Genomic DNA, 24,432 nt, shown 5'->3' with positions numbered 1-24,432 from the left:
GACCAGTCAACCGAAAAGCCATACTGATGTCAAGCCAACCCCATGACGCCCTGAAATGGCACATCTACGGCAGATTTGCTGCATATCGGGGCAGGCCATTATCCGCTATTTCTGCCTGAAAGGGTGATCTCAAACGTGCCGTGTTTTATTTTTTACGGAAGTGTTGTGTAAAAAAATGAACAAGGCTAAGCTCGGTCACAACCCAGAACACAATAATACGAGGGTCACATGGTCCGCTTGCCGCGACCTGAAAGTACTGCGTGCGCAGTGCAATCGGGTACTTCCGTCGTTTTTGCAAGCTTCGTCAATGGCGTGGTCGCCCTGGCCGCAATAATTGACGTTTGGCGTTCCCGGACCCGTCCTCGTAGCGGCTTGCCGCCCTTCGCTTCGTCTTCCTGCCTTTTGAACTCATTACGGACACAGCTGATTTCAGTGTATCCACTGTGGCTCTGCGCGTGGGTTTTTGCTTTAGCAATCGACTCCATCCAGAATCAAGTCGCGGACCACCTTACCTCCTGAGGTATTTATGAGTAACAACCTCGACCAGCTCACCGATTGGTTGAAAGAGCACAAGATCACCGAAGTCGAATGCATGATCAGCGACCTGACCGGCATCACGCGCGGCAAGATTTCGCCAACCAACAAATTCATCGCTGAAAAAGGCATGCGGCTGCCCGAAAGCGTGCTGCTGCAGACCGTGACCGGCGACTACGTCGACGACGACATCTATTACGAACTGCTCGACCCTGCAGACATCGACATGATCTGCCGCCCTGACGAGAACGCTGTGTTCCTCGTGCCGTGGGCCATCGAGCCAACCGCACAGGTCATCCACGACACCTACGACAAGAAGGGCAACCCGGTCGAACTGTCGCCGCGCAACGTGCTGAAGAAAGTGCTCAAGCTATACGCTGACAAGGGCTGGCAGCCGATCGTCGCACCGGAGATGGAGTTCTACCTGACCAAGCGCAGCGAAGACCCGGACTTCCCGCTGCAGCCCCCGGTAGGCCGTTCCGGTCGCCCGGAAACCGGCCGTCAGTCGTTCTCGATCGAAGCTGCCAACGAATTCGACCCGCTGTTCGAAGACGTCTACGACTGGTGCGAGCTGCAGCAGCTGGACCTCGACACGCTGATCCACGAAGACGGCACGGCGCAGATGGAAATCAACTTCCGTCACGGCGACGCTCTGCACCTGGCCGACCAGATCCTGGTGTTCAAGCGCACCATGCGCGAGGCGGCGCTCAAGCACAACGTGGCTGCCACTTTCATGGCCAAACCGATGACCGGCGAGCCGGGCAGTGCCATGCACCTGCACCAGAGTGTGGTCGACGTGGCCACCGGCAAGAACATCTTCAGCAATGAAGACGGCAGCATGAGCGAGCTGTTCCTCAACCACATTGGTGGCCTGCAGAAGTTCATCCCCGAGGCGCTGCCGCTGTTCGCGCCCAACGTCAACTCGTTCCGCCGCTTCCTGCCCGACACTTCGGCGCCGGTAAACGTGGAGTGGGGCGAAGAAAACCGCACCGTCGGCCTGCGTGTACCGGATGCCGGCCCGCAAAGCCGGCGCGTCGAAAACCGCCTGCCGGGCGCCGACGCCAACCCATACCTGGCCATCGCCGCCAGCCTGCTGTGTGGCTACATCGGCATGGTCGAAGGCATCGAGGCCAGCGCGCCAGTGCAGGGCCGTGGTTACGAACGCCGCAACCTGCGCCTGCCCCTGACCATCGAAGACGCTTTGGAACGCATGGAAAACAGCCGTGCGCTGGTGCAGTACCTGGGCAAGAAATTCATTACCGGGTATGTCGCGACCAAGCGCGCCGAGCACGAAAACTTCAAACGTGTCATCAGTTCGTGGGAGCGTGAGTTCCTGCTGTTCGCTGTCTGATCAACCCTGGTGCCGCAGGAGCGCGGCGGTCCAATAACGGAGAAGCACATGAGCGTCAACAACCCGCAAACCCGTGAATGGCAAACCCTGAGCGGGGAGCATCACCTCGCACCTTTCAGTGACTACAAGCAACTGAAGGAGAAGGGGCCGCGCATCATCACCAAGGCCCAGGGTGTGCATTTGTGGGATAGCGAGGGGCACAAGATTCTCGACGGCATGGCCGGTCTGTGGTGTGTGGCGGTCGGCTACGGCCGTGAAGAGCTGGTGCAGGCGGCGGAAAAACAGATGCGCGAGCTGCCGTACTACAACCTGTTCTTCCAGACCGCTCACCCGCCTGCGCTCGAGCTGGCCAAGGCGATCACCGACGTGGCGCCGAAAGGTATGACCCATGTGTTCTTCACCGGCTCCGGCTCCGAAGGCAACGACACTGTGCTGCGCATGGTGCGCCACTACTGGGCGCTGAAGGGCAAACCGCACAAGCAGACCATCATCGGCCGCATCAACGGTTACCACGGCTCCACCTTCGCCGGTGCTTGCCTGGGCGGTATGAGCGGCATGCACGAGCAGGGTGGCCTGCCGATTCCGGGCATCGTACACATCCCTCAGCCGTACTGGTTCGGCGAGGGTGGCGACATGACCCCTGACGAATTCGGTATCTGGGCCGCCGAGCAGTTGGAGAAGAAGATCCTCGAAGTCGGCGAAGACAACGTCGCTGCCTTCATCGCCGAGCCGATCCAGGGCGCAGGTGGCGTGATCATCCCGCCGCAAACCTACTGGCCGAAGGTGAAGGAGATCCTCGCCAGGTACGACATTCTGTTCGTCGCCGACGAGGTGATCTGCGGCTTCGGCCGTACCGGCGAGTGGTTTGGCTCTGATTACTACGACCTCAAGCCCGACCTGATGACCATCGCGAAAGGCCTGACCTCCGGTTACATCCCCATGGGCGGTGTGATTGTGCGTGACACCGTGGCCAAGGTGATCAGCGAAGGCGGCGACTTCAACCACGGTTTCACCTACTCCGGTCACCCGGTGGCGGCCGCGGTGGGCCTGGAAAACCTGCGCATCCTGCGTGACGAGAAAATTGTCGAGAAGGCGCGCATGGAAGCGGCACCGTATTTGCAAAAGCGTTTGCGTGAGCTGCAGGACCATCCACTGGTGGGTGAAGTGCGCGGCCTGGGCATGCTGGGTGCGATCGAGCTGGTCAAGGACAAGGCCACCCGCAGCCGTTACGAGGGCAAGGGCGTGGGCATGATCTGCCGCACCTTCTGCTTTGAGAACGGGCTCATCATGCGTGCGGTGGGTGACACCATGATCATCGCGCCGCCGCTGGTAATCAGCCATGCGGAGATCGACGAACTGGTGGAAAAGGCGCGCAAGTGCCTGGACCTGACCCTTGAGGCGATTCGATAAGCGTTTGCTAGGCTAGCGTTGTGACATTAAGTCGTTACATGGCCCTGCTTTCCTTGATACAGGGCCTTGTAACTTGCCAGACTAGCGACTGTTTCAGTCGCCGCGCGCTCTGCACCGTGGGTTCTGGCTGCTGGACAGTTGCTAAATAAAAATTCTGGAGCATTACGCATGAATAAAATGGGCAAGACGTTGCTGGCCGCCGCCCTGATGGGTGCCATGGCCTCCGCTGTTCAGGCTGAAGACAAAGTGTTGAACGTCTATAACTGGTCGGACTACATCGCTCCGGACACCATCGCCAAGTTCGAGAAGCAGACGGGGATCAAGGTCAAGTACGACGTCTTCGACAGCAACGAAACCCTGGAAGCCAAGCTGCTGGCAGGCAAGTCGGGCTATGACATCGTCGTGCCTTCGAACAATTTCCTGGCCAAGCAGATCAAGGCGGGCGTGTACGAGGAGCTGGACCGGTCCAAGCTGCCGAACTGGAAGAACCTCGACCCCGACCTGCTCAAGGCCGTTGGCGATGCCAGCGACAAGGACAACAAGCATGCCTTCCCTTACATGTGGGGCTCGATCGGCATTGGCTACAACCCGGAAAAGGTCAAGGCTGCGCTGGGCGTGGACAAGATCGATTCGTGGGATGTGGTGTTCAAGCCTGAGAACATCGCCAAGCTCAAGAGCTGCGGCGTGAGCTTCCTCGACGCCCCGACCGAAATGCTCCCGGCTGCGCTGCACTACCTCGGCAAGCCGACCGACAGCACCAAGAAAGAAGACCTGAAGGCCGCCGAGGACCTGTTCCTCAAGATCCGTCCTTCGATCACCTATTTCCACTCGTCCAAGTACATCGGCGACATGGCCAACGGCAACATCTGTGTAGCCGTCGGTTACTCGGGTGACCTGGAGCAATCCAAGGCCCGTGCCCATGAAGCGGGCGACAAGGTCAAAGTGGACTACGTCATTCCGAAGGAAGGTGCCGGTACTTTCTACGACATGGTCGCCATCCCGAAAGATGCCGAGCATAAAGACGCGGCCTACGAGTTCATGAACTTCCTGATGCAGCCGGAAATCATGGCTGAAATCACCAACGCCGTGCGCTTCCCGAACGGTAACGCTGCTGCCACCCCGTTCGTGGACAAAGACATCACCAGCGACCCAAGCATCTACCCGCCTGCCGAAGTGAAGAAGCAGCTGTACGCGATCGCTGCGCCTGACGCTTCCGTGCAGCGAGTGATCACCCGCAGCTGGACGAAGATCAAGTCGGGCAAGTAAGCCTGATGCGACACCTCTGGGCCGGGTTTGCCGGCCCAGAGCCATTGAAAGGTAATTGATGATTGCGGCATCGAAGCTGCGAAGTTAAGTTGCGCGCCGGTTTTGCGTGTGCGGCAGCATTGTCGCTACCCAGGCACTGATTGTGAGGACCCCCACTTGTCTATTTCTGTATTCCGCAAGGCCTTGATGGCCAGCGCGGGCCTGACGCTGGCATGCAGCGTCCAAGCGGCGCCGACGGTGCACTTCTATAACTGGTCCGACTACATCGGCCCGACTACACTCGCGGACTTCGAGAAAGCTACGGGCATCAAGCCTGTGCAAGACGTGTTCGACTCCAACGAAACCCTGGAAGGCAAGCTGCTGGCCGGTAATACCGGCTATGACGTGGTGGTGCCGTCCAACCATTTCCTGGGCAAGCAGATCAAGGCGGGCGCCTTCCAGAAGCTCGACAAGAACCTGCTGCCCAACTATTCCAATCTCGACCCGGCGTTGATGAAGCGCCTGGAAAAGAACGACCCGGGCAACCAGTACGCGGTGCCTTACCTGTGGGGTACCAACGGCATCGGTTACAACGTCGACAAGGTCAAGGCTGCGCTGGGCGTGGATACCATCGATTCCTGGGCCGTGCTGTTCGAGCCCGAAAACATGAAGAAGCTCTCCAAGTGCGGTGTGGCCTTCCTCGACTCGGCAGACGAAATGCTGCCCGCGGTGCTCAACTACATGGGCCTCAACCCCAACAGCACCGACCCCAAGGATTACGCCAAGGCCGAGCAGAAGCTGCTGGCGGTGCGCCCGTATGTGACCTACTTCCACTCGTCCAAGTACATCACCGACCTGGCCAACGGCGACATCTGCGTCGCGGCAGGTTTTTCGGGTGATGTGTTCCAGGCCAAGGCCCGTGCTGAAGAAGCGAAGAAGGGCGTGAACCTGGCCTACGCCATTCCCAAGGAAGGCGGCAACCTCTGGTTCGACGTGCTGGCGATCCCCAAGGACGCCAAGAACGTCAAAGAGGCGCATGCCTTCATCAACTATTTGCTGAAACCTGAGGTTATCGCCCAGGTCAGTGATTACGTCGGTTACGCCAACCCGAACCCCAAGGCTGGCGCCCTGATGGACCAGGCCGTAAGGACTGACGCCGCGGTTTACCCACCGCAGGAAGTGCTGGACAAGATGTTCGTGAACTCAGAGTTGCCACCCAAGGTGCAACGGCTGATGACCCGCAGCTGGACCAAGGTCAAGTCGGGCAAGTAAAAATCCAGACCCGCGACGGCACCGTAGAACAGGCCACGCGGGCACAAAAATCTTGTTGGGAGTTTCACTCATGGCAGTTGCCTCCGGTGCCTATAAAAAAGCCCTCGAGGGTGGCCAGCAACCCAAGCAGGTGCTGGTCAAGATCGACCGGGTCACGAAAAAGTTCGACGAAACGGTAGCCGTGGACGATGTGTCCCTGGAAATCCGCAAGGGCGAGATCTTTGCCCTGCTGGGCGGCTCCGGTTCCGGCAAGTCCACCTTGCTGCGCATGCTGGCCGGCTTCGAGCGCCCGTCCGAAGGGCGGATCTTCCTCGATGGCGTCGACATCACCGACATGCCGCCGTACGAGCGGCCGATCAACATGATGTTCCAGTCCTACGCGCTGTTCCCGCACATGACCGTGGCGCAGAACATCGCCTTCGGCCTGCAGCAGGACAAGATGCCCAAGGCCGAGATCGATGCCCGCGTGGCCGAGATGCTCAAGCTGGTGCACATGACCCAGTACGCCAAGCGCAAGCCGCACCAGTTGTCGGGCGGCCAGCGTCAGCGTGTGGCGTTGGCCCGCTCGCTGGCCAAGCGCCCCAAACTGCTGCTGCTCGACGAGCCGATGGGTGCACTGGACAAGAAACTGCGTTCGCAGATGCAGCTGGAGCTGGTCGAGATCATCGAGCGCGTGGGTGTAACCTGCGTGATGGTGACCCACGACCAGGAAGAGGCCATGACCATGGCCCAGCGCATCGCGATCATGCACCTGGGCTGGATCGCCCAGATCGGCTCGCCAGTGGACATCTACGAGACACCTACCAGCCGCCTGGTGTGCGAGTTCATCGGTAACGTCAACCTGTTCGAAGGTGACGTGGTCGACGACGCCGAAGGCTACGCGATCATTGCCAGCCCGGAGCTGGAGCGCAAGATCTATGTGGGCCACGGCATCACCACCTCGGTGGAAGACAAGCACATCACCTACGCCCTGCGCCCGGAAAAGATGCTGGTCACCACCCAGCAGCCAACCTGCGAGCACAACTGGTCGCGCGGCAAGATCCACGACATTGCCTACCTGGGCGGCCACTCGGTGTTCTATGTGGAGCTGCCGAGCGGCAAGATCGTGCAGTCGTTCGTTGCCAACGCCGAGCGCCAAGGTACCCGTCCTACCTGGGGCGATGAAGTGTACGTATGGTGGGAAGACGACAGCGGCGTGGTACTGCGGTCATGAAACTGCGCAAGCTCAAGCGAGCCTTCCAGCGTCTGGTCCCGGAGGGGCGGCACTTGGTGATCGGCGTGCCGTTCATCTGGCTGTTCCTGTTCTTCATGCTGCCGTTCTTCATCGTCCTGAAGATCAGTTTTGCCGAAGCTGATGTGGCAATCCCGCCGTATACCGAGATCTACACCTACGTCGAAGACAAGATCCAGCTGGTCCTCAACCTGGCCAACTACGGGCTGTTGACCGAGGATGAGCTGTACCTCTCGGCCTACCTGGGTTCGTTGAAGATGGCGTTCTTCAGCACCCTGCTGTGCCTGCTGATCGGCTTCCCGATGGCCTACGCCATTGCCAACGCCAAGAAGGAGACCCAGACGGTCCTGCTGTTGCTGATCATGATGCCAACCTGGACCGCGATCCTGATCCGCGTCTATGCCTGGATGGGTATCCTCAGCAACAACGGCCTGCTCAACGGTTTCCTCCTGTGGACCGGGTTGATCGACCAGCCGTTGCAGATCCTCAACACCAACCTGGCGGTCTACATCGGCGTGGTCTATTCGTACCTGCCGTTCATGATCCTGCCGCTGTTCGCCAACCTGGTGAAGCATGATCCGAGCCTGCTCGAAGCTGCCTCCGACCTGGGTTCGAGCACCTTCAACAGCTTCTGGAAGATTACGGTACCGCTGTCGAAAAACGGCATCATCGCCGGCTGCATGCTGGTGTTCATCCCGGTGGTGGGCGAGTTCGTGATCCCGGAACTGCTCGGCGGCCCGGAAACCCTGATGATCGGTAAAGTGCTGTGGCAGGAGTTCTTCAACAACCGTGACTGGCCGGTGGCATCCGCCCTGGCAGTGGTGATGCTGGCGATCCTGATCGTGCCGATCCTGCTGTTCAACCGTAGCCAGGCCAAAGAGATGGAGGGCCGCGCATGAAACGCTTCAGTTTCTCCAAGCTGATGCTGGTGCTCGGCTTGCTGTTCATCTACCTGCCGATGTTGATCCTGGTGATCTACTCGTTCAACGCCTCCAAGCTGGTGACGGTGTGGGGCGGCTGGTCGATCAAATGGTACGTCGGCCTGCTCGACAACACCCAGCTGATGGGTTCGGTGATGCGCTCGCTGGAAATCGCCTGCTACACGGCGGTGGCGGCAGTGGCGCTGGGTACCCTGGCGGCCTTCGTGCTGACCCGCGTCACCCGCTTCAAGGGGCGCACGCTGTTCGGTGGCCTGGTCACTGCGCCGCTGGTAATGCCCGAAGTGATCACCGGTCTGTCGCTGTTGCTGCTGTTCGTGGCCATGGCGCAGATGATCGGCTGGCCGCAGGAGCGGGGTATCGTCACCATCTGGATCGCCCATACAACGTTCTGTGCGGCGTATGTGGCGGTGGTGGTGTCGGCTCGCCTGCGTGAGCTGGACCTGTCGATCGAGGAAGCGGCGATGGACCTGGGTGCCAAGCCGTGGAAGGTGTTCTTCCTGATCACCATCCCGATGATCGCGCCATCGCTGGCGGCGGGCGGCATGATGTCGTTCGCCCTGTCGCTGGACGACCTGGTACTGGCCAGCTTCGTCTCCGGGCCTGGCTCGACCACCTTGCCGATGGAAGTGTTCTCGGCGGTGCGTCTGGGTGTGAAACCGGAGATCAACGCCGTGGCCAGCCTGATCTTGCTGTCGGTATCGCTGGTGACCTTCTTCGTCTGGTACTTCAGCCGCCAGGCCGAAGAGCGTCGTCGCAAGGCGATTCAGCAGGCGATCGAAGAGGGTGCTGCAGCCAACGCTTCGCAGCCGCAGGTCAAGCGCCCGGCGCAGGTGGCTGCGTCGGCCTGACCTGGCCCTTTCGCGGGCACGCCCGCTCCCACAGGGACCTCACAGCCTTCAGGGTTGTGGTGAGCCCTGTGGGAGCGGGCATGCCCGCGAAGGCTCCAGCACCGATTCAAAGCCATACCGCATCCCAATGTGGATAGTCCCTGATACTTCTGACCAATCCAGCCCTCAAGGGATTGGCAACAATGTACCGGGCTACATGAACCACACACTCTTCGCGCCGCAGCGCATGGTCCTGGTAACCCGATTGCCATATCGGCTTGTGCCCGACACCGGCCTTGCGCAAGGCAATCGCTGTGCGTGATTTGAACTTGCGCATCAGCGTTCCCAATGTCACTTCTTTCAGCTCGATCAGCCAATGCAGATGGTCCGGCATCACTACCCAGGCCAACGATTGGCAGTCCTGAATGTCATCTGAGACCCGAAGGTGTTTGACCACCAGACGGGCATGGTGGAAGTCGCGGAACAGTGGTTTGCGTTGATGCGTGATGGTGGTCAGCATGTAGAGCCTGCCAGGCTCGGAGAAGCGCCCGCGGCGCAGTCGGTGGGATTCGGCTAACGGCATTTTGATCTTCCTTGAATGTGAGCCTCCCCGTGAAAGGTAGCGGTTGGAGCGGGGATGGCAGAAGACCGATGGTTTCTGGATATGGCAGATACTGATACCTGGCTGTGGAGGCCTCTTCGCGGGCTCGCCCGCTCCCACAGGTACCGCGCAGGTCTCAAATAGTGCGCTCTCTCTGTGGGAGCGGGCGTGCCCGCGAAGAGGCCCCCACAGGCACCAAAAATGCCAGCATGGCCCCCGCCAGTGATGTTTATCGAACCCTGAACTACGCTCACAGTCGCATCCCACAAATCATTTGTGCGCAAGCAAGGAGCCAGCATGGCGTTGATGCGTCCGCTGTCGGTCATCTGTCTGGTGTTGTTGTACATGCTCACCGGCTGTAGCAAGGAAGAGGTCCCCAAGACGCTGCCTCGGGTGGGGGTGCAGCAGGTACAACCCACCGATTTCGCTGCCAGGGTCACCCTGACCGGCGACGTACAGGCACGGGTGCAGACCGATTTGTCATTCCGCGTCGGCGGCAAGATCATTTCGCGTAGCGTCGACGTAGGCGATCACGTCAAGGCCAACCAGGTGCTGGCCCGGCTTGACCCGAAAGACCTGCAGAACAATGTCGACTCGGCCAAGGCCGAAGTATTCGCCGCGCAGGCGCGGGTCACCCAGACCAGTGCGGCCTTCGTGCGCCAGCAAAAACTGCTGCCCAAGGGCTACACCAGCCAGAGCGAGTACGATGCTGCCGAGGCCGCGCTGCGCAGCAATCAGAGCGCACTCAAGGCCGCCCAGGCGCAACTGGCCAATGCCAACGAGCAGCTCAGCTACACCGCACTGGTCTCCGAGGCCGCCGGGGTCATCACCGAGCGCCAGGCCGAGGTTGGCCAAGTGGTGCAGGCGACCATGCCGATCTTCAGCCTGGCCGTCGATGGCGACCGCGATGCGGTGTTCAACGTCTACGAGTCGCTGCTGGTGGCGCCGCCCAGCGATGCCGGGGTAGTCGTGAGCCTGCTGGACGATCCCAAGGTCCAGGCCCGTGGCTTCGTGCGCGAAATAACCCCCACCGTGTCGGCGCAAAGCGGCACCGTGCAGGTCAAGGTGGGGCTCAAGGACGTGCCGCCCGGGATGCAATTGGGGGCACCGGTTACTGCCACCACCAATGCCCAGGGCCGGCCCAGCATCGAGCTGCCGTGGTCGGCGCTGACCAAGGCCTTGCATGAGCCTGCCGTGTGGGTGGTGGGCGAGGGCGACAAGGTGGAACTGCGCAAAGTCAAAATCCGCCGTTACCTCACCGGCAAGATCGTGGTCGCCAGCGGCCTGAAAGCCGGCGAGACCGTAGTGGTCAATGGCGGCCAGTTGCTGCACCCCGGCATGCAGGTACAGAAGGTCGACGCCAAGGGCCCAGGGGGTGAGCTATGAAGCGTCTGCTGCTGATGCTGTCGGCCGGGGTGCTGCTGGTCGGTTGCAGTAGCGAAGAAGAGGCACCAGAGGCGATCCGGCCCGTGCTGTCGGTCAAGGTCGAACCCCAGGTGCAGTCGCAGCTGGGCCGCTTCGCCGGCAGTATCCAGGCGCGCTTCGAAAGCACCTTGGGCTTCCGGGTTTCCGGGCGCATTGCCCGGCGCTGGCTGGACGTGGGCGCCCAGGTGAAACCGGGCGACACCTTGGCCACCCTGGACCCCACCGACCAGCAGAACCAGCTGCGCGCCGCCGAAGGCGATCTGGCCAAGGTGCAGGCACAGTGGATCAACGCCCAGGCCGATGCCCGTCGCCAGCAGCAGTTGTATGACCGTGGGGTAGGCGCCCAGGCACAGCTGGATATTGCCCAGACCAACCTGAAAACCACCAGCGCGGCGTTGGAGCAGGCACGCTCCGCCGTCAGCCAGGCCCGCGACCAGCTCGACTACAGCACCCTGCGTACCGACCACGCTGCCGTGATTACCGCGTGGCAGGCCGAAGCCGGGCAAACCGTTACCGCCGGGCAAGCCGTGGTGACCCTGGCCCGGCCGGACGTGAAAGAAGCGGTAATCGACCTGCCGATCGATCTGGCCGAGCAGTTGAGCAAAGGCCTGACCTTCACCGTTGCTTCGCAACTGGACCCGACCATCAACACCACGGCCAGCCTGCGCGAACTGGAGCCCCAGGCCGATGCCACCACCCGGACCCGCCGTGCTCGCCTGACCCTGGCCAGCACACCGGCGGCCTTTCACCTTGGCACCGCCATCAGTGTGACCCTTAGCTCGGAAGTGTCCCCGCGCAGCGAACTGCCCTTGAGTGCCTTGCTCGAGCGCGACGGCAAGACCCAGGTGTGGGTGATCGATACGCAGCACAAGACCGTGGCCACCCGTGACGTGGCGCTGATCGACCGCACCGATGACAGCATCGTACTGAGCGCCGGCGTGCAGCCCGGTGAGCGTGTGGTCACTGCCGGCGTCAACAGCCTCAAGCCTGGCCAGAAGGTCATCTTCGACGAGGATGCGCAATGAAAGGAAGCTTCAACCTGTCCGACTGGGCGCTCAAGCATCAATCGTTCGTCTGGTATCTGATGTTCGTTGGCCTGTTGATGGGGATTTTCTCCTACTTCAACCTGGGCCGTGAGGAAGACCCGTCGTTCACCATCAAAACCATGGTCATCCAGACCCGCTGGCCCGGTGCGACCCAGGACGAAACCCTCTACCAGGTCACCGACCGTATCGAGAAGAAGCTCGAGGAACTCGATTCACTCGACTACACCAAAAGCTACACCCGCCCCGGCGAGTCCACGGTCTACGTGTACCTTCGCGACACCACCAAGGCCAAGGACATCCCGGAAATCTGGTACCAGGTGCGCAAGAAGATCCAGGACATTCGTGGCGAATTTCCTGCCGGTATCCAGGGGCCGGGCTTCAACGACGAATTCGGTGATGTGTTCGGTTCGATCTATGCCTTTACCGCCGACGGCCTGACGCTGCGCCAACTGCGGGACTACGTGGAACAGGCAAGGGCCGAGGTCCGTGATGTACCCAACATCGGCAAGATCGAGCTGGTCGGCACCCAGGACGAAGTGCTTTACCTGAACTTCTCCACCCGCAAGCTGGCTGCCCTGGGCATTGACCAGCGCCAGGTAATGCAGGCACTTCAAGCACAGAATGCGGTGACGCCGGCCGGCATGATCGAGGCCGGCCCGGAGCGCATCTCGGTGCGCACGTCCGGGCAGTTTGCCTCGGAAAAAGACCTGCAAACCGTCAACTTGAGGATCAACGACCGCTTCTTCCGCCTGGCCGATATCGCCGACATCGAGCGCGGTTACGTCGACCCGCCTTCGCCAATGTTCCGTTACAACGGCCAGACAGCCCTTGGCCTCGCCATCGGCATGAAGGCCGGCGGCAACATCCAAGTGTTCGGTGCGGCGTTGAAAAAGCGCATGGACCAGGTGGTCCAGGATCTGCCGGTGGGTGTCGGTGTACACACCGTTTCTGACCAGGCCGTGGTGGTCAAGCAGGCGGTCGGCGGTTTCACCAGCGCGCTGTTCGAGGCGGTGGTGATCGTGCTGGCCGTGAGCTTTGTCAGTCTTGGCGTGCGCGCCGGGCTGGTGGTGGCCTGCTCGATCCCACTGGTGCTGGCCATGGTGTTCGTATTCATGGAGTACAGCGGCATCACCATGCAGCGGATTTCGCTGGGTGCGCTGATCATTGCACTTGGCCTGCTGGTGGACGATGCGATGATTACCGTGGAGGTGATGGTCACGCGGCTGGAAATGGGTGAAAGCAAGGAGCAGGCAGCGACGTTCGCCTACACCTCCACAGCCTTCCCCATGCTTACCGGCACCTTGGTGACCGTGGCCGGGTTCGTGCCTATCGGCCTCAACGCCAGCTCTGCGGGTGAATACACCTTCACCCTGTTCGCGGTGATTGCCGTGGCCCTGATCGTGTCGTGGGTGGTGGCTGTGTTCTTCGCGCCGGTGCTTGGCGTGCATATTCTCAAAGGCGACAAGCTCAAGGCTCACGAGGCTGAGCCTGGCCGGGTCGGGCGGGCATTTGAAGGCGGGTTGCTGTGGTGCATGCGCAACCGCTGGTTGACCATCATCGGCACCGTGGTGCTGTTTGCCCTGGCGATCTTCTGCATGCGTTTTGTGCAGAACCAGTTTTTCCCGTCCTCGGACCGCCCGGAAATTCTCGTCGACCTCAACCTGCCGCAGAACGCCTCGATCGAGGAGACGCGCAAGGTGGTCGACCGCTTCGAGGCACGGATCAAGGACGACCCGGACCTGGTGCACTGGAGTACCTACATCGGCCAGGGCGCGATCCGCTTCTACCTGCCCCTCGATCAGCAGTTGCAGAACCCTTACTACGCGCAGTTGGTGATTGTCAGCAAGGGCTTCGAAGAGCGTCAGGCCATGATGGACCGCCTGCGGAAGATCCTGCACGAAGAGTTCGTCGGCGTCGGCACCAACGTGCAATCGCTGGAGATGGGCCCGCCGGTAGGCCGGCCGATCCAGTACCGGGTCAGCGGTGCCGACATCGACCAGGTGCGCAAACACGCCATCGAGCTGGCCACCTTGCTCGACCAGAACGAGCACATCGGCGAGATGATCTACGACTGGAACGAGCCGGGTAAGGTGCTGCGCGTGGAAATTGCCCAGGACAAGGCACGCCAGCTGGGGCTGTCGTCCGAAGATGTTGCCAATGTGATGAACAGCATCGTCAGTGGCGTGCAGATCACCCAGGTCAACGACAACATCTACCTGGTCGATGTGGTCGCGCGCGCCGAAGACAGCGAACGTGGCTCGCCTGATACCCTGCAGAACCTGCAAATTCTTACCCCTAACGGCACGTCGATCCCGCTGCTGTCGTTCGCCACCGTGCGCTACGAACTGGAACAGCCGCTGGTGTGGCGCCGCGACCGCAAGCCGACCATCACCATCAAGGCCTCAGTCAATGGCGAGATCCAGCCCACTGACCTGGTGGCCCAGCTGAAGCCAAAAATTGACGAGTTCGCCAGCAAGCTGCCGGTCGGTTACGAAGTGGCCACGGGGGGTACGGTTGAAGAAAGCAGCAAGGCCCAGGGGCCGATCGCCAAGGTCATCCCACTGATGCTGTTCCTCATGGCGACCTTCCTGATGATCCAGTTGCACAGCGTGCAGAAGCTGTTCCTGGTGGTCAGCGTGGCGCCGCTGGGGCTGATTGGCGTGGTGTTGGCGCTGGTGCCTACGGGTACGCCGATGGGCTTTGTGGCGATCCTCGGCATCCTTGCGCTGGCGGGCATCATCATTCGTAACTCGGTGATCCTGGTGACCCAGATCGACGAGTTCGAAGCCCAGGGCCTGTCGCCGTGGGATGCGGTGGTGGAGGCCACCAACCATCGGCGCCGGCCGATCCTGCTGACCGCGGCGGCGGCGAGCCTGGGCATGATCCCGATTGCACGCGAGGTGTTCTGGGGCCCCATGGCCTACGCCATGATTGGCGGGATCATCGTGGCGACCTTGCTGACGCTGCTGTTCCTGCCGGCGCTGTACGTGGCCTGGTACAAGATCCGCGAGCCGCAGAAACACGCCTGAAGGCCCATATGGCCCCTTGTAGGAGCGGGTTTACCCGCGAATGCGATGGTGCATCGACCACCGTATTCGCGGGTAAACCCGCTCCTACAAGGGGCGTGTGCTTTTAAATGGTTATATAAAAATTCTTAAACAGTATTTTTAAGAATAATCCCGCCTCACTACTATTGCCCTCAAGCCAGGCGCAAATCCCCTTCAAACCTCTGCCCGGCGCCCTCACTCCAAGGAGAACGAGCATGAGTGCATCTCTGCGTAGCATCGACGGTCAGGACGAAGCCACCATCTTGCGTGAAATCCAGAGCGCCTTGCGCGACCTGCGTTTCGGTGCGGTGGAGATCACCGTGCACAACGCTCAGGTCGTACAGATCGAGCGCAAGGAGAAGTTCCGCCTGCAACAGCCCGGCAACAAGCCCGGCTGATCGGCGCCACAACATCCAAAACTAGAAAAATGCCAATCGGGAGCTTCACCATGTCCATCCGCCGTTATGCGCTCGCCGCTCTGGCCAGTGCTGTTTTTGCCGGTTCCGCCATCGCCAAGGACTACGAACTGCTCAACGTGTCCTACGACCCGACCCGTGAGCTGTACCAGCAGTACAACGCTGAGTTCATCAAACACTGGCAACAGGCCCATCCGGGTGACAAGGTGAAAATCCAGCAATCCCATGGGGGGTCGGGCAAGCAGGCCCGTGCGGTGATCGACGGCCTGCGCGCTGACGTGGTGACCCTGGCCCTGGCCGGTGACATCGACGAAGTGGCCAAGCTTGGCAAGACACTGCCCGAGAACTGGCAGACCCGCCTGCCTGACGCCAGCACCCCGTACACCTCGACCATCGTGTTCCTGGTGCGCAAGGGCAACCCGAAAGGCATCAAGGACTGGGGCGACCTGATCAAGAAGGACGTGTCGGTCATCACCCCGAACCCGAAAACCTCCGGCGGTGCGCGCTGGAACTTCCTCGCAGCATGGGCGTACGGCTTGAAGGCCGGCGGTAGCGAAGAGAAGGCCAAGGCCTATGTGCAGGAGCTGTTCAAGCATGTACCGGTGTTGGATACCGGCGCCCGTGGTTCGACCATCACCTTCGTCAACAATGGCCAGGGCGACGTGTTGCTGGCCTGGGAAAACGAGGCCTTCCTGGCCCTGAAGGAAGACGGGGGTGCCGACAAGTTCGACATCGTCGTGCCGTCGCTGTCGATCCTGGCCGAGCCGCCAGTGGCCGTGGTCGACAAGAACGCCGAGAAGAAGGGCAATACCGAGATTGCCACCGAATACCTCAAGCACCTGTACAGCCCGGCCGGGCAGAAGATTGCCGCCGAGAACTTCTACCGCCCGCGTGACGAGAAAGTCGCTGCGGAGTTCGGCAAGCAGTTCCCGAAACTGGACCTGGTGACCATCGACAAGGACTTTGGTGGGTGGAAGACTGCACAACCGAAATTCTTCAATGATGGCGGTGTGTTCGACCAGATCTATCAGGCACAGTAAGGGCCAAAGGAACGCGGGGCAGCGTTACGGCCCATTCGCGGCACAAGGCCGCCCCCACAAGGAACCATCGTCCCCTGTGGGAGCGGCCTTGTGTCGCGAATGGGCTGCCAAGCAGCCCCAGGATACAAAAGCTTGCACCGGCCCGGGATTGTTTCCGGGCTTAGTGCGTTCAACCAGGGATATTTATGTCGCGTCGCATCTCCCCCGTCATACCCGGCTTCGGGCTGACGCTGGGCTACACCTTGGTGTACCTCAGCCTGATCGTGCTGATACCGCTGGCGGCCATGTTCATCCATGCCTCGCAGCTGACCTTCGAGCAGTTCTGGAACATCATCAGTGCGCCGCGGGTGATCGCTGCGCTCAAGCTGAGCTTCGGCACCGCCCTGTTCGCCGCCATCATCAACGGTGTGATCGGTACCCTGCTGGCTTGGGTGCTGGTGCGTTACACCTTCCCTGGGCGCAAGATCATCGATGCGATGATCGACCTGCCGTTCGCCTTGCCCACCGCGGTTGCCGGTATCGCCCTGACTGCCCTGTACGCGCCGCAGGGCTGGGTCGGCCAGTTCGCCACCGACCTGGGCTTCAAGATCGCCTATACCCCGCTGGGCATCACCCTGGCACTGACCTTCGTCACCCTGCCGTTCGTGGTGCGCACGGTGCAGCCGGTACTGGCCGACATCCCGCGTGAAGTGGAAGAGGCCGCAGCCTGCCTGGGGGCCAAGCCATTGCAGGTGTTCCGCCACATCCTGGCGCCGGCCCTGCTGCCGGCATGGCTCACCGGCTTTGCCCTGGCCTTCGCCCGTGGCGTGGGCGAGTATGGTTCGGTGATCTTCATTGCTGGCAACATGCCGATGAAGACCGAGATCCTGCCGCTGCTGATTATGGTCAAGCTCGACCAGTACGACTACACCGGCGCGACCGCCATCGGCGTGTTGATGCTGGTGGTTTCCTTCATCCTGCTGCTGCTGATCAACCTGCTGCAGCGCCGCATCGAAACCCCTTGAAGGAGGCCGGCATGTCCAGTTCATCCCTGAGTGCAAGTGCCGCAGCCAACGCCGCCCGCCGTGGCAGCGCCACGTCACGGCGTATCCTGATCGGCCTTGGCTGGCTGGTGTTCGCCCTGTTCCTGCTGCTGCCGCTGGTGATCGTGGTATCGCAGGCGCTGAAGAACGGTTTTGGCACCTTCTTCGAGGCGATCTTCGAACCCGATGCGTTGTCGGCGCTGAAGCTGACCCTGCTCGCCGTGGTTATCTCGGTGCCGCTGAACCTGGTATTTGGCGTAAGCGCTGCCTGGTGCGTGAGCAAGTACACCTTCCGTGGCAAGAGCATCCTGGTCACCCTGATCGACCTGCCGTTCTCGGTGTCACCCGTGATCGCCGGCCTGGTCTACGTGCTGATGTTCGGCGCGCAAGGCCTGTTCGGTCCGTGGCTGCAGGACCACGATATCCAGATCGTGTTCGCCCTGCCGGGCATTGTCCTGGCGACCATTTTCGTTACCGTACCGTTCGTGGCCCGTGAGCTGATCCCGCTGATGCAGGAGCAAGGCACGCAGGAGGAGGAGGCTGCACGGCTGCTCGGTGCCAACGGCTGGCAGATGTTCTGGCACGTGACCCTGCCGAACATCAAATGGGGGCTGATCTACGGCGTGGTGCTATGTACCGCGCGGGCCATGGGCGAGTTCGGTGCGGTGTCGGTGGTGTCGGGCCACATCCGTGGCGTGACCAACACCTTGCCGCTGCATGTGGAGATTCTCTACAACGAGTACAACCACGTCGCAGCCTTCAGCGTGGCCAGCCTGTTGCTGATCCTGGCGCTCTTCATCCTGCTGCTCAAGCAGTGGAGCGAGAACCGTATTAACCGCCTGCGCCATAGCGCCGCGGAGGAATGATTCATGTCGATCGAAGTTCGTAACGTCAGCAAGCGCTTCAACAGCTTCCAGGCCCTGAACGCAATCAACCTGGACATCAACAGCGGCGAGCTGGTGGCTCTGCTCGGCCCGTCCGGCTGTGGCAAGACCACCCTGCTGCGCATCATTGCCGGCCTGGAAACCCCGGACCAGGGCAACATCGTGTTCCATGGCGAGGACGTTTCCGGCCATGACGTGCGTGACCGTAACGTCGGGTTCGTGTTCCAGCACTACGCGCTGTTCCGCCACATGAGCGTGTTCGACAACGTTGCTTTCGGCCTGCGCATGAAGCCCAAGGGCGAGCGCCCAAGCGAGAGCAAGATTGCCGAGAAGGTGCATGAGCTGCTGAACATGGTGCAACTGGACTGGCTGTCCGACCGCTACCCCGAGCAGCTTTCCGGTGGCCAGCGTCAGCGTATCGCCCTGGCCCGTGCCCTGGCGGTGGAGCCGAAGGTGCTGCTGCTGGACGAGCCATTCGGTGCGCTGGATGCCAAGGTGCGAAAAGAGCTGCGGCGCTGGCTGGCGCGGCTGCACGAGGATATCAACCTGACGTCGGTGTTCGTTACCCACGACCAGGAAGAAGCCATGGAAGTAGCCGACCGCATCGTGGTCATGAACAAGGGCGTGATCGAGCAGATCGGCTCGCCGGGTGAGGTGTACGATCAGCCGGCCAACGATTTCGTCTACCACTTCCTCGGTGACTCCAACCGCCTGGCCTTGAGCGAAGGGCATCACGTGCTGTTTCGCCCGCACGAGGTGTCGCTGTCGCGGCATGAGACCGAAGGGCACCATGCGGCCGAGGTGCGCGACATTCGGCCGTTGGGCGCGACCACGCGGGTGACCTTGAAGGTGGAAGGGCAGAGCGAGCTGATCGAGGCCGAGGTGGTGAAAGACCATGACAGCCTGACCGGGCTGGCGCGGGGAGAGACGTTGTTCTTCCGGCCGAAGGTATGGCAGAAGGTGGCGGATATCTGAGTCGCACAAGGAAAAGAGAGCCCGGGCATGGTCCCGGGTTTTTCTTGCCTGAACGTTTGACAGGGCAGCTTTACAGCCTTTTACAAGCGAGTGGCGGTAGCGCACTTGTTATGCCCTATGGGTATTAATAAATATCTTCTTATTCCTTTACGAATATTTCGCCCTCCCTATACTTGTCTCCAAGCACGCAAACTTACTGGAGGCGTCCCCATGCGCAATGAGTCGATTCGCTACCTGATTGTGCCGGGTTGGCAAGGATCGCCAGACAACCATTGGCAGAGTCACTGGCAGCGCACCCTGCCCAACAGTGCACGGGTTGAACAGCAAGACTGGCTCACCCCGCAGCGGCAGGACTGGGTGCACGCGCTGGAGCAGGCGATTGCCGCCGAGCGCTCGCCGGTGATCCTGATTGCCCACAGCCTTGGTTGCATCACTGTCGCCCATTGGGCAGCGCAGGCAAGCCCAGCCTTGCTGCGGCAGGTGCGTGGTGCACTGCTGGTGGCGCCGGCAGATGTCGAACGGTCCACATGCGCACCCGTGCTGCGCAACTTTGCGCCGATCCCTACCGAGGTGCTGCCGTTCCCTAGCCAGGTTGTCAGCTCGGACAACGATCCGGCCGTGAACGTGCCACGGGCGCTGTACCTGGCCCAGGCATGGGGCGCCGAAGCGGGTTTGCTGAGCAATGCCGGGCACATCAACGTCAAGTCCGGTCATGAGCGCTGGGAACAAGGCTTCGCCTACCTGTATCGCTTGCAGAGCCGGATCGAGCAGCGTGCACTGCGCCGCGCCTGATCGCCCTTACTGTTCACCCTTTGCCTGACGCCTGGCCATTACGGGCCTGGGGCGGGAGTTCGTCATGACGTTTCAAAACCCGTTCGGCCAGCCGCTGCTGACCTTCCCCGAGCTGGACAAGAGCCCGCTGAGCATTCGTGCCAAGGCGCTGGTGTTCATCGACCCGCGCTCGCAGCAGCTGCGCGAGGACCTTGAGCGCCTGGCGCCACAACCTTTGCCGGTGCTGATCCGAGGCGAGACCGGCACCGGCAAGGAGCTGCTGGCTCGGCAGATCCACCGTACCAGCGACCGTGGAGGGCTGTTCGTGTCGGTCAACTGCGCGGCCATCAGCCCCACCTACGCCGATGCCGAGCTGTTTGGCTATAGCGCGGGCACCCATGGCGGTACGGCCAGCAGCCGCGCCGGCTGGTTCGGTTCGGCCAGCGGCGGCACCTTGTACCTGGATGAGATTGCCGACTTGCCGTTGGCCATCCAGGGCAAGCTGCTGGCGGCCCTGGAAAACCGCGAGGTCACTCGGGTGGGCGCGCAGCAGCCACAGCCGGTGGATGTGCGCCTGGTAGCCGCCACCAGCATCGACCTGGCCCGTGTAGTACGTGCAGGGCGCTTCAACGAGCGCCTGTACCAGTATCTGCGCGAGGGCGCGCTGGAACTGCCGCCGCTGCGCGAGCGGCCGGGCGATATCCTGCCGCTGGCCGAGTACTTCGTGGGCATCTACAGCGTGCGCCTGCAACGGCCTGTGCCCTTGGTGAGCGAGGCGGCGCAGCGGGTGCTGGAGGCGCATTTCTGGCCGGGCAATACCCGCGAACTGGAGAACGTCATCCACTTTGCCTTGCTGGTCAATGACGGCGAAGAGATCCTGCCGGAGGATCTCGAACTGCCTGACCCCGCGCGTTAGACATCGCTCATGGGTAAAGAGGCTGATGGTATTGTGTTTTTGGAATAAGCAGCTAAGTAAAAGATATTGTTGCGGAATAAAAAATTTGGGTATCGTCCGCCTCAAGCCCACTGGTGAACCGGTTGGGCACCCGATTTGCCATCGTCGATGGCCCAGATTCAGAACAAGGACCACCATGAAGAAGACCCTGCTGACCACTGCCCTGGCTGCTGCCCTGTCGTTCTCCGGCCTGGCCGCTGCTGCCGAGAAACTGGTGGTTGCCGCTACCCCGGTACCGCACGCCGAAATTCTCGAACTGATCAAGCCGACCCTGGCAAAAGAAGGCGTGGACCTTCAGATCAAGGTCTTCACCGATTACGTACAGCCGAACGTGCAGGTGGACCAGAAGCGTCTGGACGCCAACTACTTCCAGACCCTGCCGTACCTGCAAAACTTCAACGAAGGCAAGGGCACCCACCTGGAAACCGTGGTGGGTGTACACGTAGAGCCCTTCGGTGGCTACTCGAAGAAGGTCAAGGCCCTGAGCGAGCTGAAAGAAGGCGCAACCGTTGCCATCCCTAACGAGGGCAGCAACAGCGGCCGTGCGCTGCTGCTGCTGCAGAAGGCCGGCCTGATTACCTTGAAAGACCCAAAGAATGCCCTGGCCACCCCCAAGGACATCGCCGAGAACCCGAAGAAGCTGAAGTTCCGCGAGCTTGAGTCGGCGATGCTGCCCCGCGTGCTGGACCAGGTCGACCTGGACATGATCAACACCAACTACGCCCTGGAAGCTGGCCTGAACCCGGCTAAAGATGCACTGGTGATCGAAGGTGCCGACTCGCCTTACGTGAACTTCCTGGTGGCTCGCCCGGACAACAAGGACAGTGAGGCCATCCAGAAACTGGCCAAGGCCCTGACCAGCCCTGAAGTCAAGGCATTCATTGCCAAGAAGTACCAAGGTGCCGTACTGCCGGCGTTCTGATTTCGCTAGCAACGCCTGATATGTGCCTACGCCGACACCTTGTGTCGGCGTTTTTCTTCAGCCCTGCCCGCACAGCACCGTAGAAGCCCTTTTGCTGCGAGGCGGCTGCAAAGCAGCCTCTTACTTCGGGGGTACCAGCCGTAAGGTACTTTGCGCCGGAATCACCCCCATCTGCGCCCGCTGATACTGCCCCTGCACATACCCCTCGGCTTGGTCCGCGTAATGGCGGTCAAACGGCACGCCACTCTGCCCAACCGGGTTGCTGGTCAGCGCCTGCCCGGCATCGGCAAAGTCGATCAGCCGCCGCGTCGACGGCCCGTACGTCACCGGCCATGGCGCCGGGCCGATCTTCGCCGAAAGGTTGTTCGGTACTTCATGAGTACCCGGTGCGGCAAACGGTCCAACGTTGAACAGCAGGTTCAGCGGCTTTTTCACCCCAAGCGGATGGTTGTGGGTCAGGGTATGGGCCTTGCCCCATTGCCAGCTGGCCGGATCACTGCCCAGGGTGTCGCGCAGGTGCTTCAAGCTGCTTTGCCACGCTGTGCGCACGACGGTGGTACGGTCCGTTCGCTGGCTGCCACCACGGGTGTTCCACCAGGGTGAATCGGCTTGCGCTGCCAGGCGTGGCAGGGCGGCGTCGATGGCGCGGGTGCTGATCAGCACCGGGAACCAGGTATCGCCCAGCTCGTCATGCAGGGCCGCGAATGCCAGTTCATAAAGGAATTGGTTGAACAGCGTGGCGCTGGTCGAGTCGAGCGGGTAGTCCCCAGCCCAAGCCGCCAGTTGCTCGACCAGCTCTTGCTCTTCATCACCTTCTGCCACCGCCCGCAGGGTTGCCAGAAGCGGGGCAAGCGTGCGCGGGCCATAGTCACTGGCGGTGTCCAACTGCAGTGCCTGGCTGTTTTGGGTGTCCCATTTCACCTCTGGGTTGGCCAGGTGGCGATCGAGCTGGCGGCCACGGTCGGGCAGGTTGTAGTAGCCCGGTATCGGCACCGCCGCCGGTGGCTGGTAGTTGGCCGAGACGATATAGCCGCGGGCCGGGTTTTCCTGTTGTGGGTTGACGCTGAAGGGGTAGAAACCGAGCTTGTCGGCCTGTGCGCGGGTGCCGTCGAGGATGAACGCCGGGTCGACCCCGTCGGGGCGGATTGGCAGCTTTGCCGCCGCCCACCAGCCGATGTCGCCACGGGCATTGGCCCAGACAAGGTTGAGCCCCGGCGCGTGAACCTTGGCGGCGGCCTCGCGCATCTTGCCCAGGGTGTCGGCGCGGTTGAGCTGGTAGAAGCCGTCGAGGATCGGGTTTTCGGTTTCCAGGAATGCCCACCACATGGCGATTGGCGTGGGGCCAGTGGTGCTGCCCAGTACGTCGTTGACGATCGGGCCATGGGGCGAGCGGCGCAGGCTGATGGTGACAGGCTGCTCGCCTTTGACGGCAATCGTCTGCTCGGTCTTTTCCAGTGTGCGCCACTGGCCATCGACCATCACCTGATCGGCGTTGGCAGGGTTGGTCTTTTCGGCGATCAGGTCGACGTCATCGTTCTGGAACATGGTCAGGCTCCAGCCAAAATCACGGTTGTGGCCGAGCAGAGCGAACGGGTTAAGTGCCTGAAAATAGCCGTAGAGGTTGAAGCCGGGCGCTGACAGCTCGGCCTCGTACCACACCGCAGGTACGGCGAAGCTGATGTGCGGGTCGCCAGCCAGCAACGGCTTGCCACTGCGGGTGCGGCTACCCGCGACCGCCCAGGCGTTGCTGCCTTCGAACTGCGGGATGCCGGCGTCGCCCAGTGCCTCATTGCTTAAGCGCGCAAGTGCTTCCAGGCTTTGCCAGTCGGCAGCGGCCAGTGGCGTGCCCAGTGCGCCCTCGGGTTGCCAGCCAAGGTCGAATATTTTCAGGTAGTCAGGCCCCAGCTGGTCGCGGATGTAGGTCAGCGCTGGCTCGGTGCGGAACGCGGCGGCAAAACTGTAGGCCAGGTAGCCGGCGATGCTCAGCGTGTCCTCGGCGGTGAACGGGCGCGGGGTGATGCCGAGCAGGTCGAATTCCGTGGGCTTGGGGTGGCTGGCCTGCCAACTGTTGACCCCCTCGAGGTAGGCTTGCAGGGCCTGCCATGCCGGCGCCTGCGGATCCTGCCGCTTGGCCATCAGCGCGGCCTGCTCGCGTATGCGCAGGCTGCGGAACAGGGTATCGGTGGGCAGCAGCTTGTCGCCGAGCACCTCAGCCAGTTCGCCACGGGCCAGGCGGCGCAAAATCTCCATCTGGAACAGCCGGTCCTGGGCATGCACGTAGCCCAGTGCACGGTAAAGGTCCGGCTCGCTCTGTGCCTGCAGGTGTGGCACGCCGCGGGCGTCGTAGCGCACGCTGACCGGCGCTTGCAGGCCGGTAATGGCGACCTCGCCCTCGCGCTGCGGCAGCTTCCCCTGCACGTACCAGTAACCGGCGGCGCCAGCGGAAACGGTGACTACCACCGCCAGCAGGGTCAGGCTGCGCTTCATTCAGACTCCTTGTGCATTCAAACGAAAAAT

General features: G+C 61.5%; 20 protein-coding genes. 18 read left to right on the top strand and 2 right to left on the bottom strand.

Annotation, left to right across the window (positions count from 1 at the left end; all coding sequences use genetic code 11):
- The first annotated feature begins 526 nt into the window (after positions 1–526).
- The 7 genes from REH59_RS27570 (at position 527) to REH59_RS27540 (ending at position 8,832) form a co-directional block, all read left to right on the top strand.
- Positions 527–1,885 carry a glutamine synthetase family protein gene (locus tag REH59_RS27570; RefSeq protein WP_003253727.1) on the top strand — a complete coding sequence of 453 codons (1,359 nt, stop codon included), beginning with the start codon at positions 527–529 and terminating at the stop codon, positions 1,883–1,885.
- Positions 1,886–1,933: 48 nt separating this feature from the next.
- Positions 1,934–3,295 carry an aspartate aminotransferase family protein gene (locus tag REH59_RS27565; RefSeq protein WP_014861359.1) on the top strand — a complete coding sequence of 454 codons (1,362 nt, stop codon included), beginning with the start codon at positions 1,934–1,936 and terminating at the stop codon, positions 3,293–3,295.
- Between the two features lie 168 nt (positions 3,296–3,463).
- On the top strand, positions 3,464–4,561 hold the full coding sequence (locus tag REH59_RS27560) for a polyamine ABC transporter substrate-binding protein (protein ID WP_010955708.1): 1,098 nt from the start codon (positions 3,464–3,466) through the stop codon (positions 4,559–4,561).
- 156 nt (positions 4,562–4,717) lie between these two features.
- Positions 4,718–5,812, top strand: a complete 1,095-nt coding sequence (locus tag REH59_RS27555) for a polyamine ABC transporter substrate-binding protein (protein WP_003253732.1) — start codon at positions 4,718–4,720, stop codon at positions 5,810–5,812.
- A 70-nt stretch (positions 5,813–5,882) separates the two neighbouring features.
- Complete coding sequence (gene potA, locus REH59_RS27550) at positions 5,883–7,025, top strand: polyamine ABC transporter ATP-binding protein (protein ID WP_003253733.1); 1,143 nt, start codon at positions 5,883–5,885, stop codon at positions 7,023–7,025.
- Positions 7,022–7,942: an ABC transporter permease subunit gene (locus REH59_RS27545; protein ID WP_003253736.1), complete on the top strand. Its 921-nt coding sequence runs from the start codon at positions 7,022–7,024 to the stop codon at positions 7,940–7,942. Before potA ends, REH59_RS27545 begins: the two co-directional genes overlap by 4 nt.
- Positions 7,939–8,832 (top strand): ABC transporter permease subunit, encoded by an 894-nt coding sequence (locus REH59_RS27540; RefSeq protein ID WP_016712586.1) that lies wholly within the window; start codon positions 7,939–7,941, stop codon positions 8,830–8,832. The genes REH59_RS27545 and REH59_RS27540 overlap by 4 nt, the downstream gene beginning before the upstream one ends.
- A gap of 106 nt (positions 8,833–8,938) precedes the next feature.
- Here REH59_RS27540 and REH59_RS27535 read toward each other — a convergent pair whose 3' ends face one another.
- A complete protein-coding gene (locus REH59_RS27535) occupies positions 8,939–9,394 on the bottom strand; it encodes an REP-associated tyrosine transposase (RefSeq protein ID WP_012054041.1) in 456 nt (151 codons plus the stop codon).
- Positions 9,395–9,709: 315 nt separating this feature from the next.
- On the opposite strand from REH59_RS27535, the gene REH59_RS27530 reads away from it, so the two are divergent.
- The 11 genes from REH59_RS27530 (at position 9,710) to REH59_RS27480 (ending at position 21,915) form a co-directional block, all read left to right on the top strand.
- Positions 9,710–10,798 carry an efflux RND transporter periplasmic adaptor subunit gene (locus REH59_RS27530; protein WP_014861361.1) on the top strand — a complete coding sequence of 363 codons (1,089 nt, stop codon included), beginning with the start codon at positions 9,710–9,712 and terminating at the stop codon, positions 10,796–10,798.
- Positions 10,795–11,862, top strand: coding sequence for an efflux RND transporter periplasmic adaptor subunit (locus REH59_RS27525; protein ID WP_012054039.1), 1,068 nt, complete (start codon positions 10,795–10,797; stop codon positions 11,860–11,862). Before REH59_RS27530 ends, REH59_RS27525 begins: the two co-directional genes overlap by 4 nt.
- Complete coding sequence (locus REH59_RS27520) at positions 11,859–14,912, top strand: efflux RND transporter permease subunit (RefSeq protein WP_014861362.1); 3,054 nt, start codon at positions 11,859–11,861, stop codon at positions 14,910–14,912. Before REH59_RS27525 ends, REH59_RS27520 begins: the two co-directional genes overlap by 4 nt.
- Before the next feature lie 233 nt (positions 14,913–15,145).
- Positions 15,146–15,328, top strand: a complete 183-nt coding sequence (gene oscA, locus REH59_RS27515; RefSeq protein ID WP_003248957.1) for a sulfur starvation response protein OscA — start codon at positions 15,146–15,148, stop codon at positions 15,326–15,328.
- Positions 15,329–15,378: 50 nt separating this feature from the next.
- Complete coding sequence (locus REH59_RS27510; protein WP_003248959.1) at positions 15,379–16,386, top strand: sulfate ABC transporter substrate-binding protein; 1,008 nt, start codon at positions 15,379–15,381, stop codon at positions 16,384–16,386.
- A 185-nt stretch (positions 16,387–16,571) separates the two neighbouring features.
- Positions 16,572–17,390 (top strand): sulfate ABC transporter permease subunit CysT, encoded by an 819-nt coding sequence (gene cysT / locus REH59_RS27505; RefSeq protein ID WP_010955699.1) that lies wholly within the window; start codon positions 16,572–16,574, stop codon positions 17,388–17,390.
- A gap of 11 nt (positions 17,391–17,401) precedes the next feature.
- The gene (gene cysW / locus REH59_RS27500; protein WP_004575843.1) at positions 17,402–18,274 is read left to right on the top strand and encodes a sulfate ABC transporter permease subunit CysW; all 873 of its coding nucleotides are present in this window, start codon (positions 17,402–17,404) and stop codon (positions 18,272–18,274) included.
- A 3-nt stretch (positions 18,275–18,277) separates the two neighbouring features.
- A complete protein-coding gene (locus tag REH59_RS27495) occupies positions 18,278–19,267 on the top strand; it encodes a sulfate/molybdate ABC transporter ATP-binding protein (RefSeq protein WP_003248965.1) in 990 nt (329 codons plus the stop codon).
- A 210-nt stretch (positions 19,268–19,477) separates the two neighbouring features.
- Positions 19,478–20,059 (top strand): alpha/beta hydrolase, encoded by a 582-nt coding sequence (locus REH59_RS27490; protein ID WP_014861364.1) that lies wholly within the window; start codon positions 19,478–19,480, stop codon positions 20,057–20,059.
- A 64-nt stretch (positions 20,060–20,123) separates the two neighbouring features.
- Positions 20,124–20,954 carry a sigma 54-interacting transcriptional regulator gene (locus REH59_RS27485; RefSeq protein ID WP_004575844.1) on the top strand — a complete coding sequence of 277 codons (831 nt, stop codon included), beginning with the start codon at positions 20,124–20,126 and terminating at the stop codon, positions 20,952–20,954.
- Between the two features lie 175 nt (positions 20,955–21,129).
- Complete coding sequence (locus REH59_RS27480) at positions 21,130–21,915, top strand: MetQ/NlpA family ABC transporter substrate-binding protein (RefSeq protein WP_010955695.1); 786 nt, start codon at positions 21,130–21,132, stop codon at positions 21,913–21,915.
- Between the two features lie 120 nt (positions 21,916–22,035).
- Here the strand turns inward: REH59_RS27480 and REH59_RS27475 are convergent, their stop codons facing one another.
- Positions 22,036–24,402, bottom strand: a complete 2,367-nt coding sequence (locus REH59_RS27475) for a penicillin acylase family protein (RefSeq protein ID WP_014861365.1) — start codon at positions 24,400–24,402, stop codon at positions 22,036–22,038.
- Positions 24,403–24,432: the final 30 nt, after the last annotated feature.

Origin of the sequence: Pseudomonas sp. BO3-4 (assembly GCF_034044115.1) — a bacterium.
In the GTDB taxonomy this organism is placed as follows: Bacteria; Pseudomonadota; Gammaproteobacteria; order Pseudomonadales; family Pseudomonadaceae; genus Aquipseudomonas; species Aquipseudomonas alloputida.
The sequence above is the reverse complement of the archived record's forward strand: the minus strand, read 5'-3'. Positions and strand labels throughout refer to the sequence as shown.